The 12,573-nt window shown below is 43.4% G+C and carries 7 protein-coding genes and 1 pseudogene; 1 reads left to right on the top strand and 7 read right to left on the bottom strand.

All coding sequences use genetic code 11. From position 1 onward, the window contains the following. Nucleotides 1-28 precede the first annotated feature (28 nt). From ACT8YW_RS00615 to ACT8YW_RS00625, 3 genes are all read right to left on the bottom strand, one after another. Nucleotides 29-1,204: an MFS transporter gene (locus ACT8YW_RS00615; protein WP_004296951.1), complete on the bottom strand. Its 1,176-nt coding sequence runs from the start codon at nucleotides 1,202-1,204 to the stop codon at nucleotides 29-31. 26 nt (nucleotides 1,205-1,230) lie between these two features. After that, nucleotides 1,231-3,675 (bottom strand): penicillin-binding protein 1C, encoded by a 2,445-nt coding sequence (gene pbpC / locus ACT8YW_RS00620; protein WP_444103662.1) that lies wholly within the window; start codon nucleotides 3,673-3,675, stop codon nucleotides 1,231-1,233. Nucleotides 3,676-3,824: 149 nt separating this feature from the next. Continuing rightward, nucleotides 3,825-9,455, bottom strand: coding sequence for an alpha-2-macroglobulin family protein (locus tag ACT8YW_RS00625; protein ID WP_444103663.1), 5,631 nt, complete (start codon nucleotides 9,453-9,455; stop codon nucleotides 3,825-3,827). 100 nt (nucleotides 9,456-9,555) lie between these two features. Here ACT8YW_RS00625 and ACT8YW_RS00630 point away from each other — a divergent pair, with 100 nt between their 5' ends. After that, a complete protein-coding gene (locus ACT8YW_RS00630) occupies nucleotides 9,556-9,957 on the top strand; it encodes an FKBP-type peptidyl-prolyl cis-trans isomerase (protein WP_008021699.1) in 402 nt (133 codons plus the stop codon). A 14-nt stretch (nucleotides 9,958-9,971) separates the two neighbouring features. Here ACT8YW_RS00630 and ACT8YW_RS00635 read toward each other — a convergent pair whose 3' ends face one another. From ACT8YW_RS00635 to ACT8YW_RS00650, 4 genes and pseudogenes are all read right to left on the bottom strand, one after another. Beyond that, a complete protein-coding gene (locus ACT8YW_RS00635) occupies nucleotides 9,972-10,358 on the bottom strand; it encodes a LytTR family transcriptional regulator DNA-binding domain-containing protein (protein ID WP_444103664.1) in 387 nt (128 codons plus the stop codon). 167 nt (nucleotides 10,359-10,525) lie between these two features. Then, complete coding sequence (locus ACT8YW_RS00640; RefSeq protein WP_342383163.1) at nucleotides 10,526-11,638, bottom strand: AraC family transcriptional regulator; 1,113 nt, start codon at nucleotides 11,636-11,638, stop codon at nucleotides 10,526-10,528. A 128-nt stretch (nucleotides 11,639-11,766) separates the two neighbouring features. Further along, nucleotides 11,767-12,129 carry a DUF1622 domain-containing protein gene (locus ACT8YW_RS00645; protein WP_061448521.1) on the bottom strand — a complete coding sequence of 121 codons (363 nt, stop codon included), beginning with the start codon at nucleotides 12,127-12,129 and terminating at the stop codon, nucleotides 11,767-11,769. Nucleotides 12,130-12,200: 71 nt separating this feature from the next. Continuing rightward, nucleotides 12,201-12,573, bottom strand: a pseudogene (locus ACT8YW_RS00650) (hypothetical protein); the annotation flags it as partial.

The following is a 12,573-nucleotide window of genomic DNA, read 5'->3' on the forward strand; positions in this document are numbered from 1 at the left end:
AAACGGTTTGACCGTCCGTTTTGTTGACTCACTTCTTGTAGAAAGTCGTAATTAATAAAGAAATTCCGGTTAAAACGACTCCGGTACCGATAACTCCGTGCCAACCATACAGTTGCCAAAAGCTGCCCGCCAGAAATGTTCCCATTGAACCGCCAATAAAGTAAGTAGTCATGAAAACTGTATTGATACGGTTCGAAGCGCGCGGGTCTAGTTCGAAGATACTTGTTTGGTTGCTAAGTTGGATACATTGCATCCCTATGTCAATGATGATGATTCCGGCAATGATACCAATAAAAGTGTTTTCACCGATGAAGAACAGTAACCAGGCAAAGAGAATCAATCCGCAACCGATAAAGTTAAAGCGGCGTACACCTACTTGCTTTACGTATCTTCCAACGAAAGAAGCAGTCAATGCTCCGGCCACTCCGCAAAGTCCCAGCATACCGATTACGTCGCTGTTGGCGAAGAACGGGGCTTGTCCCATTTTAAAAGCCAGACAGGACCACATGGCGAGGAGGGAACCGAAATTCAGTGCCGCCCGGATCGAATAAATGCGCAGTTGCGGGTATTCTTTCACTAAGGCTAACAGAGATTTCATCAGGCCGCTATACTTTCCCTGAAAGTTGGTCTGAATGTCAGGAAGGACTTTTAATACAACGATTGCGCAGATAAACATCATGCCTGCAGCGATGTGATACATTTCCCGCCAGCCAATCAGTTCACCGATAAATCCGCTGACGACACGTGAAGCCAGAATGCCGGTCAATAGTCCTGATAAGACAATCCCTACATTTCTGCCTTTATTTTCCGGACGGGAGAACTGGGCGGCTATCGGAATGAATATTTGTGGAATCATCGAACAAACTCCCGTGAGGAATGAAGCGATAAGTATCAAATGAAAATAGTGCGTTAGGGCGATAGTCAATAGAGAGAATATCAGAACGGTGAAGTTGACCAGGATGATTTTCTTACGCTGATATAAATCTCCCAGAGGGGTGATAAACAACAATCCTGCCGCATAGCCTATTTGCGTGACCATGGCAATCAGGTTAGTTCTGAACTCTGATATGCCAAGTTCATGGCGTATCATATTTAATAGAGGTTGAATATAATAGATGTTGGCTACCGAGACACCGGCCACAATAGCAAGTGTCCAGAGGATAGATGCCGGTAGTCCACCGTTTTCTTTTAATGGCTGTTTCATGCGGCAAAGATAATAAAATAAGATGTTTATTCGATGAAGAAAGTGGTGGAAACTGTGTTACCTTCTCCGTCTACTGCCGTCAGGGAATGTTTGCCGGGAGCAGGTTGCAGGGAAATTTTGTGGAAATCCTGTGTCTGTGTCTGATAGGTGTCGTCGAGATGCCAGAAGATAGTGGCATTGGGATTGCTGTGTGCCAGTTCCACCGTGATAAAGCCTTTGCTGCCGTCCAATTGCTTGGGCAGCTTGATGTGGGCGTTCATCGGAGGGTAGATGAACTGCATGGGTTGGAAAGAATCTTCTCCGCAGCCGGCTTTGAAAGGTGGCAGCGGTTTATATTCCGGATGATGCTGTTTATAGTACCATTCCCATACGGGCGGCAGGGCAAACCATGATTTCTGAATGGTAGGTTCCGTGTTTGCACAGTTTTCATAGATGCGGTGGCTTTCGTCGGCGGATAGTGTGACGAGATGATGGTAAGGACAAGCCTCCGTCCGTAATCCGACGGGAAGGATCAGTACGGTATCGGTTTCTTCACAGAAACGTCCTTTCAGATGACCGGATTGACGGCATATTTCTGCATCAACGAAAACGCCTGTGGGACGTTCGAACCACGGTGAAGAAGGGAGGTAACTGAATATATCGAATAATACAGGACCGGCTGTTTGTGCACCAACCAATCCGGGCTTTCCTTCTCCGGTTGCATTGCCTACCCATACGCCTACTGCATAGCGCGGAGTCACCCCCACTGCCCACGCATCACGGAATCCGTAGCTGGTTCCGGTTTTCCATGCGATAGTCTGCATGGATGGAATTGATTTCCAGTCAATCTCTTCGGGGCGGTTGACTTCTGTTAAGGCGGAGAGGGTGAGCCAGGCTGCTCCTGCTTTAGCCGAAGTGGTTTCTTCTGAATCCTCTTCTACGGAGAGAGGACTGAAGTTACTTTGTTCTCGTTTTTCCTGCTTGTTATGATTGCTTTTATGATTACGGCTTGTTTGCTTCGTATCATTGTTTATTTGCTCTGTATTTTCTGTTTCCAGTAGTATCTGTGCTTCCTTTCCTTGAGATACGTTCGGGGAGGGGCTGTTGCTGGAAAGGCTTCGTCCCATTTGCGCATAGGCATTCGTTACATCCCATAATGTTGCTTCTGCACCTCCTAAAATCAGTGACAAACCATAATGAGAGGCTGCCCTATTGATAGTCTTGAATCCCATCTGTTGCAACAAATGGTGAAACTTGGGTACTCCATATCTTTGTAACATGGTTACAGCCGGAATATTCAATGAACGTGCAAGGGCTTCGGAAGCGGGGACAGCTCCTTCAAACTGCATACTGAAGTTTTGAGGAGTAAATCCGTTGATATTAACCGGTACATCCGGTAACAGCATTTTCGGCAATAAACTTCCTTCCTGTAGCATGGCATTGTAGAGAAAGGGCTTTAAAATACTGCCTGTGCTTCTGGGAGCTTGGATCACATCTACCTGGCTTCCTCCTTGTTTACGGTTGAAATGTACATTTCCGCAGTATGCTACTACTTGATTGGTGGGAATGTCGATAACCAGAATTGCCAGGTTGCGGATATCACTTCGATTAAACTCGTTGCTCCACCGTTCTGCCAAACTCTCTATGTGGCTTTGTATTCCTCTGTCTATGGTTGAACGGGTATATAGCCCGTTTCTTTCCTGATAGAAACGACTGACTAGGTGGGGAGCTATTTGAGGAAGCGGATGCGGCTCGTCGGGTAACGGTTCGCTGACAGCTAATTCGTAGGTGGACGCGTCGATAATCTCTTCTTCAAGAAGTTGCTTTAATAAACGGTTGCGTTTGGAAAGTAGTGTCTTTCGTCCTTTGGATAGATGGATCATGGCAGGGGCATTGGGGAGGACAGCCAGCATGGCCGATTCCGCCCATGATAAATCTTCGGCAGAATGACCAAAGTAACGCCAGGCAGCGGCATCCAGTCCTACAACATTTCCTCCGAATGGCGCATGAGAGACATACATGGATAAGATTTCCTCTTTGGAAGTCCGAAATTCCAGACGGGTAGCCCATATCATTTCAACGACTTTCTCTCCGAGAGTTCTGGGCTTGTTCCGGGCGAGACGAATGGTTTGCATGGTAAGGGTACTTCCTCCGCTTACGACACGTTTGTTCTTTAAATTTTGATAGAGTGCCCTTCCGGTAGCTAACGGATTAACTCCCCAGTGGTGATAAAAGTGTTTGTCTTCAAAGGTAATGAGGCATTGCTTGATTTTTTCAGGTGTTGTCTTTCGGGGAGGAAACCGCCATTGACCGTCCGAGGCGATGCGTGCTCCCAATAATTCTTCATTTCGATCAGTCACAACGGTAGAGTAGGGTACATGAAACAGTTGCCGGGGAAGGCAAAAGATGTATCCTATTATCAAAAGAGTAATGCTTATAGTCATTACTTTTTTAGTGACAGATAATCGTTTGAAGAATTTTATAGGATTCATTTAAATATTAAAAGCTAAGAGACATATCTTTATGACAAATAATTAAGTAAGAAATAATAAGGTGTGAAATAATTAGGCACGGATTACACGGATTACGCGGTTTAAGTGAACGAGTAGAACCGTGAAATCCGTGTAATCCGTGCCAAGTATTATCGACTGACAATGGTTCTTCCTGCTTTGCTTCGTGCCTGTACGTTTACATCATACATCGCTTCACATTGAACGGCAGGGAGAATAAAGTTACCAGCATAGGTCGCTTGTAACCTGACAGTGAATACCTTTGTCTCACCGCGGCGCAGATTGAAATAGGTCAATACCCTGTCATCACGTATATCCTGATAGCTGTACTTGCTGACTGATTGACCGGAGCCGTCGGCTGCTACGTTTTCCGTTTCGGGAGCAACCATTCTTTCATTGTATATTTCCCAACCGGACGGTATGATATGCGTCAGTGCCAGATTAGTGTAATCGGAAGTACCGCTGATATTGGATATTGAGGTGATAGCCATAAAGTCAGTTCCCTGTATGATGTCATTGACAGAGAGCGGTGTACCGTTCAGGTTAGCATATCTTATATCCATGCGGAGGTTATCGCTGATAGCCGGTAACGTATCATTTAATAACTGCGTACGTGTGATAAGGTCTACGCTAAGCGCTCCCTTTCCTTGATTCTTCACAGAAACAGTGCCGGATTTTGGAGTGGTAGCGATCTCTTTTTCAAATACAGCTTTGGCTGATTTTACAGCCGGTTGCTGTTTATCGTTCCATGACCACACAAAATCCAGTGTGCCTGACAGCTTTTCTGCCAGACGTCCCATTGCCATCAGAGCAAAAGCGGTGGACTGTGTACTGAACCAATCCTCTTGCGACAGATTCTTAGAAACGACTTTCGCTTGTTGCAAAGCATCCCGTTCCCGGTTCATCAGGATGAGTGTTTCCAAAATCATTGCTTCATCACGATCGGAAGAACCGTAAATCTGATTCATGGAAGAGTAGGGGTTCACTGTTGTTTCTACATTATACACAAGTTCTTCAGCCGGTTTCATCTTTCCGGTCAGTGCGTATGCGGCTGCCAGCCTCCATTTGGCCTGAATAGATAATCCGGTCTGTTCTTTCATTCGGTTCATGGCTCCATATTCCGGTACTCCTGCCAATGCAAGGGTATATAAACGGAAGGCTTGTTGCAATTCCGACTGCCATTGCTGCCAACCGCTTGCTCCCTGTGGCATACGCCAGTTTTGTGCGGCTGCACGTTGGAAGCGCTTCCACTTGTTCAGTACATTCGCATGAACGGCATATCCTTTTTCCTGTGCTAGCGTCAGGAACATTCCAGCATAAGAACTGATCCATTCGTCGGCAACAGCATTCCCCGGCCAATATACAAATCCGCCGTTGGGGAGCTGACGACCATAAATCTGCCGGATAGCTTCCTGTACATTCGTCTTTATCTTTTCGGCTTCCGTCTTATCTATCGTCTTGAATTGAGCGACAAACAGAAGAGGCAGAGCCTTGGAAGTCAACTGCTCCGTGCAATGGTGCTGATAATTGTATAAGAAGTCGAACCGACGGCTGATATCTACCGAAGGTATGCGGGATACTTCCAGCTTGATCTGATTGTTTGCAGAAGAACTGCTTAGATTGTATGACAATTCTTTGCTTTGCCCGGCTTCTATCCATTGACTGTTGCGCAGGGTAACTATCGGATTCGGATTGCGTACGTCTATTTCAATGGTTTCTTTGGTTTGTTGTCCGCCACCATTTGCTGTCAGGTGGATCGTAGCCTTTCCGGTTTTGCTGCCTGTTTTTAAGGTAAAGAAAACAAGCTGGTCTCCCGGTTGGGTGAATTTGAGCGATTGTTGGTTAGCTCCTACAATCTGTACTCCTCCACCGGATGCCTGAAGGGATACGGTTACATTCTTCACTTGATTCTCCATCGCAAAGATATTGACCGGAACGGTAATTTCTTCCTGAATACTAAGCACGCGGGGCAAAGTAGACAACATCATCAATGGAGTCCGTACGAAGGCAGTCTTTTCCGCATTGCCATAAGCACCGTCCTGTCCGGCAACCACCATGGCACGTACCGAACCTACGTACATCGGAAGTTTCAATGTATGCGTCTGGCTCTTTCCTTTTCCCAAATAGAAAGGACCTATAAACTTGACTACTGGTTTAAAACGGTTTGCTTTAGCATCGGCAGGTTTCAGTGTGGCGTCTCCACCTGTGCTGAAAAGCGAACTGTAGCTTCCGGAAGAAGCTCCCAATACATTATCATACATATCCCATGTCTGGATGCCAAGCGCTTCGCGTGAATAGAAATCATTCCATGGGTCCGGGGTCTTGAAGTTGGTAAGATCCAATAAACCGTCGTCTACAATCGCCAATGTATAAGTCATCGGTTTACCGCTCTTTTCGCTGACGGTCACGTTGAAGTTGGTTTCCGGGCGTAACACTTCCGGCATCTGTATCTGTGGTTGCAATACTGTCTGACTGTTAGTGACAAATACCGGAACAACGCCGTACATACGGATAGGCAGGTCGTTGACTGTTTGCGCGTGAGGCTGTAGCAGACTAATATGCAAATATACGTTCGGAGTCATCTCCGGCGTAATCTTGAATGTATATTTCGTATCTCCTCCGTTGGAGACTTCTATCCATTCCTGACGCAAAACTGTCGAACCGTTTTCAATGGATACCAGCGCACGTCCTCCCGCTGCCGCAGGAATGATGGCTGTGGCTGTTTCTCCAATTTCATAAGAATCTTTGTTCAGAGAGAAAGCAAGCATCTTGATGCCGCTAGGATCTGTTTTGCTCGAACGTCCGCGCCATTCCGGCCAGTCTATATAAACGGTTCCTCCGGTGGCATGTCCGCTCTCTTTGTCTTTTACGTAAACCAGGTAGCGTCCCCATGACGGATAATCGACGCGGAACTTGAAGGATGCTTTTCCGCCTCTTGTCTGTAAGTTGCCGCTGGCAACAGGTGTGATGGAACTGTTGTTGATGTAAGTGCCAAAAGATTCACCGCTGTTCTCCCACCACCAGCTCCAGCCGATGCGGTATATTTTGTATTCCAGATTAGTACGGTTCACTAGCTGTCCCTGCGTGTTTACAGTTACAATATCGAATACGTGGTCTTTGTCCGTTTCAATATATTTGCCTTTCGGTTGGTTCAAGTTGATACCGACGTAAGATGTAAATGGCGAGAACGGGATTGTTTGGGTATAGATGCTGGCATCTCCTCCCGGTTCGAATACACGGGTGGTGAAAGTTGCATTCAACATACCCGGTGCTTCGGTTGCGGTCGGAACTTTCAGTGTGACGCTGACTTTTCCTTCTGCATCCAGTGTACCGTCGAATACATCAGTTTTGATAGTTGTGAAATTCGTGGCCGGATTATTGAAGATATATTGTCCGTAATTCTTAAACTGTGTATTCACTTTAGATAAAGACATTTCTATTTTAGCTTTCAATTTGGAGGCAGTGGCTCCTGTCAGCCAGGTTGAAGTGAGTGGGGCGTAGACATCCTTGTCCGTAGCTTGAAGAATCTTCGGCAATGCCAGGTTTATTTTCAAGCGGTTGGGCTTTATGGTTTCGATACGCAGACCTTTGTGGAAGGTGGTTCCTCCTACTTTAATATATGCATTCCAGAGCCCGGTTGGATCTGTAGCCTGTGTCGGAACGTCGAATGTGTAAAATCCGTTCATTCCTTGCGTTGAAATCATTTTGGTGTAGAACTGTCCTCTCGGATTGTATATTTCCAGTGCTACGGGATGCTTGTCGGGGATTCTCTTTTCGCGGTCCTCCAATATAAAGGAAATGTGCAATGTGTCTCCCGGTCGCCATACTCCTCTTTCGCCATATATGAATCCTTTCAATCCCTTTTGAATATCTTTTCCTCCCACGTCGAATCTGCTGACGGACTGTTCTTCACCGTCTACGACACGGACATAAGCCTTTTGCTTTTCCGATTCTGCTACGATAATGAAAGGTACACCCTTCGGAGTGATTTCAACGAACCCATCTCCATTAGTTTCTCCCTTTCCTATGGGCTGTAACTGGAAGTTATATGCTGTTACTTGTGCTTTCCCTATCGGTTTGGTGTCCAGAATATTGCTTACGGCAATCCACAATTTGTTCAGTGAGTTTCGTTTTACAATCATTCCCAGGTTGGAAGCAAATACATTGCAAGCAGCTGCACGGTCAGAATCCATATAATAAGATGGATGGCAAGGATTGTCGCGTTCCGTCCATCGATACACGCTCCAGTCCATTGTTCCTCCGTTGTAATAATAGTAAGCTTCGGGCGTATTCCAGATGGCTTCATCTTCTTCGGACAAGACACTTCCGCTTACTTTAGTCAACCCATCGGATGTGTTACTGTCGGCGAATTTCATATCCTGATTCTCGCTTCCTCCACAAGGATAAGCGGAGTATTCCTGACGGAATGAAAGTATCACCCGGTATATCGCACCCGGTTCCTGATGGATCAATCCGGCAAGATCTATTGAGTAATCTCCCCAATGATGAATGTCTTTGGACACATCTTTGGCAAGCCACAATGTTTTCTTGTATACCAATCTTCCCGAGCGACGTAATTCATTGGCGGAGGCGAGCGAATTGGTTTGCATAAACATCAATACATTATTCTCGAAGATGCGGATCACACTCAAATCCACGGCATATAGATTGACAGCTCTGAAAGGAATAATCAGACTTTTCGAGTCGGGCAGGATAGCGGCAGAGGTAGACATTTCTACCTGTGGTTTCAGGCTTACTTCACTGAATGAGATCGTATGAGAAGTTCCCAGCGCTTTACCTTGACTGTCCTTGACTCCTTCATGGATATTCAACGTCAGTTTGTTCTGTGTGTTTGCTTCAAAATAGATGAAGACTCTGTTTTCACTGATTTGGAAGACGGATGAAGAGACTTCCGGAATCTCAATTAGTCCTTTTAAATCCTGGGTAGTGGATAAAGGAGCGGAGAAAACAATCTCAATTCCGTTTTCCGGTTGTTCAATGCGTTCGGCAGACATAAAACGGAAGCAATCTTTAGCCGGTATCAGCACTTCTTCGCTTTGTTTACGGTCAATGCCGGCTGGGTTACCATTGGCTGTAATGGTCAATGGGTAATCATCAGCTTCTCTGGGTATTTGTCTGATGTTGAACTGATATCGGGTAAGGTTGTCTGTCGCGGTGACTTCTACCGGATAACTCTTCTTGCCATCGCTGGCAGTCAGCATCTTTTCCACTTCCTCTTTTTTCACTACATCGCTGAAGCGTATTTCTCCTTTAATATTTATTTCATCCGGTTGGGTAGCTGTAATTGGTAACGACTCCAACAGCAAAGTGAAGTTACGTTCTTGTACACGGAATGAGAAGTTGAACTCTTTTAGTTTTTTGTCCACTTCGATGAAGTCTCCCAGTTGGAAAGTTCCTTCGTAGAGCGTTCCCGGTTTCAATGCTCCTTCTTCCGGCACAAACTCAATGGTGTTGTTGCTTACCCAATATGCTTTTCCTTTTAATGAAGGGGAAAAGCTGAACGGATTGTTTTTTAACTCACTGTTCAGATCCACCATGGGTTGGTCATGGGTCAACTCTATGCGTATGGTTGAATTCTGTGAAATAACTCCTCCCGTATACGCATTTACATACGGTGCATAATCGGCAGAAGGAATGATGTCTTTTTGAGTACGTGTGCATGAATATAGGCCCACAGTCATCATGATAAGTAGGAGTAGTCCGGTAGCACTAATGCTACGTGTAGTCTTTGTTAGTCCCATAGCGATGAGTTTTTTTATAGTTCAACAAACAAATATACAGTTTTTATGCTAAATCCTTTGTTATTCTGATTATTTTTGCAAGTTCTTAATCAATTTATTTATGGGGAAAAAGAAAGAATACAAAGAGGCCAATCGACGATTTCTGAAAAAGCTGTCATTTCAGGAAGGTGTTTTTGCATTGCCGTGTGGAATTTATTACAAAGTTTTGGAAACTGGTGAAGGTACGATTTCTCCGGGTGCGCGGAGTATTGTTACCGTGCATTACAAAGGAAGTCTGATTGATGGCCGGGTATTTGATAATTCTTATGAACGTACTTGTCCCGATGCCTTACGTCTTAGTGATGTAATAGAAGGGTGGCAGGTAGCACTTCAGAAGATGCACGTTGGGGATAAATGGATTATCTATATACCTTATGCAATGGGATATGGCATTAAATCTTTTGATTCTATTCCTGCTTACTCGACATTGATATTCGAAGTGGAACTGCTTGGAGTTGCATAGAGGTCTATATACGATCAGATGCATGGATATTTTTCTTTTAGCTTCTTCATAAAAGACTTGCTTACTTGTAAAAGTTCCATCTCGTTAAATGGAGGCAGCAATATGCAATTGTTGTCTTCAATCGAGGTCAGATAGCCTATATTGATAATGTATGACTGGTTAATCTGGATAAGATAGGGGTGCAGACTCAATATCTTTTGTGAGTTTGTATTTCTTTTTAGTGCTAAGATATGATTGTTATTTAATACAGCTTCCCATAGTTTGCTTTTGGAGTTATATCGGAAATAACCAATCTGTTCTAAATGGATTAGTTGTAAGTTTACGGTTATTGTAGTATATAAGAAGATGTTTTTTTCTTGATCTTTTTCAGCGTTGATGTGATTGCAATTATCAATATTCATATTCTGTTTATCTTATGTATATAATTAGTTTATTGATGATGCTAACGTCGTAGTTTTATTTTGCTTCAAAAGTAACGGATTGGTTTTACCTGCAAAAATAAAAAGTGTCTCATTTCAAGAATGAGACACTTTTTATTTTTAAGAATAGTGCTTCTTAAAAGGAGGGCCTATTGTTCTACTCTTTGATTATCAATGAATTTACTGGGTGATACACCATACTTCTCTGAAAAGTTCCGGTAGAAAGTGGCGCGGGAAGTAAAACCACATGCGAACATCAGTTCTTTCACGTTACTCTTTGGATTTTCGGCGGCTAACTGTCTGAAATATTCCAGCCGAAGATAATTGATGTATTCCCGGAAGCCCGTAAAACCCTGACTCTTGATTGCTGCTGAGATGGTATGTTCCTGTTCATTCAAAGATTTGGCTAAAAGTTCGATGTTATACCGTTGATCGGTATAGGGATGTTGTTCCTGAAGATAGGTTTCAATTGTTGAGAAAAGTGGGAGAGGCTGGGATCTTTTTTCAATTTGTGACATTATCGGTTCTTTCGTATTCTCTGCATTATGAACCATGTCTATATGGTCCGAAAACGGGTTTTCGTAGCGTAAGTATTGTATGGAGAATAGGACCGTAAAAACGATTGCCATAATACCGAACAGGTTGAAAACAAATTCATTGATATTTAGAGTGAACAAGATATATATGCCTAAGAATACGAATAGAAAACCGATGAATAGATACATGTTTTTATTCATTCTGCGGTAGGTTTTGTTATTCATCATAGGGTAAATGAGAAGAGCGAGCGGGGTAAAAACAGATAGAAGGAATATAAATATTCTAAGTTTTATGTCCATCTGATCGATGTTCGGAATGATTTCACCTATGGAATTAATCGGAGTAATATTCCCATTAAAACCTAAATAACTGATTCCTACAGTTATTGTAATGATAGGTAATAATAGGAAAGTGAATACTCTGAAATGGTTCAGATACCCTGGCGATAAAGAAGCAATAGGGAATAAGGCTACGATATTGGCTAATGCATACCACTTGAGCATTTTCTCGATGTTGAGTAACTCTGTGAAGTTGTATTCCGGGGTGTCTGTGACAATTGTCAGCCATCCGATATTTTCCCATGAAAACATGATACCGATACTGGTAGCTATGATTCCCCAATATAATTTCGGATAATTGTCTTTGGCGCGTATGATAAGAATGATACCTATGATTAAAGCTATCAGATCGAGTGTAAGTTCAATAGACAGGTGTATTATTCCCATATTTCTGATGTGTTTCTATTCTTTGCAGTATATATGTAGGTATTTTCTTTTGCAAAGGTAGTCAAAAATAGAAATATTCGGTAATAAAAACACGCAGCTTTGGAGAAAGTTAGTAATGCTGACCTTTCTTATATTTCCTTTATTTCCTTAGATGAACCATCTTCTGCCAGTTCTTTAATCTCTTTATTCAAAAACACGGAAAGTACAGTTCTTACTACAACAACTCCGCCCAAGATTGCCAGCTCATCCAAAGTAGGATCAACTACAGTTTTCAGAATGTCGGATGCGATTAGAAATTCCAGTCCCAGCAAAAGGTAACTGCCGAAATCTGCTCTAAGCTGCCGGATATTATTAATGGTATAAGTTCCGTTGAACCGTTTTATCTCATTGCGCAGGAAGGCAACGAAACCAACGAGCACACCATAGGTCACAATCAGTAGACTGATGACACTGATGATAGTGGCGAGTGTATTTAAGAATGTGAGTAGCATTGTTGTATAATGTTTAGTATCTTTTATATAAACAAGTGAAGTTGTATATTAGTTCTCGAATAGATCTTTCGTTAGGATTGAGTTCTCAATCTAATTTGTGTATCAATAAAATACAAATCTCCATCTATTCCATAAAGTACATTATTGGGGACAGCGTCAAACACTTCGTAATCATTATTATGAAATTCATCTATGTAGTCCATTTCAAAACCAAGTGCTTCCATATAAACAATAATTTCATCTTCTGTAGCTTCACGTTCTGCTAATATATAAGGTTGTGTGAGGACGGCGCAGAACTCTTGTTGGCTGTTATAAGAGAAACTATCATCTGATAGGGAACATTGCCAAAGAACTTGTTGTGTGCAGCAATGCGGATGAAGAAGTTCTCCAAATCATCGCCTGCGTACTCAAAGTTGTTCAGCTTTACAACTATATCTTCATTTC

The sequence above is a fragment of the Bacteroides sp. genome (assembly GCF_052357945.1).
Classification (GTDB): Bacteria; Bacteroidota; Bacteroidia; order Bacteroidales; family Bacteroidaceae; genus Bacteroides.

Excerpts from the sequence above, each read along its gene's own strand:
- ACT8YW_RS00615 (WP_004296951.1), bottom strand. The coding sequence starts at position 1,204 with ATGAAACAGCCATTAAAAGAAAACGGTGGACTACCGGCATCTATCCTC.
- pbpC (WP_444103662.1), bottom strand. The coding sequence starts at position 3,675 with ATGAATCCTATAAAATTCTTCAAACGATTATCTGTCACTAAAAAAGTA.
- ACT8YW_RS00625 (WP_444103663.1), bottom strand. The coding sequence starts at position 9,455 with ATGGGACTAACAAAGACTACACGTAGCATTAGTGCTACCGGACTACTC.
- ACT8YW_RS00630 (WP_008021699.1), top strand. The coding sequence starts at position 9,556 with ATGGGGAAAAAGAAAGAATACAAAGAGGCCAATCGACGATTTCTGAAA.
- ACT8YW_RS00635 (WP_444103664.1), bottom strand. The coding sequence starts at position 10,358 with ATGAATATTGATAATTGCAATCACATCAACGCTGAAAAAGATCAAGAA.
- ACT8YW_RS00640 (WP_342383163.1), bottom strand. The coding sequence starts at position 11,638 with ATGGGAATAATACACCTGTCTATTGAACTTACACTCGATCTGATAGCT.
- ACT8YW_RS00645 (WP_061448521.1), bottom strand. The coding sequence starts at position 12,129 with ATGCTACTCACATTCTTAAATACACTCGCCACTATCATCAGTGTCATC.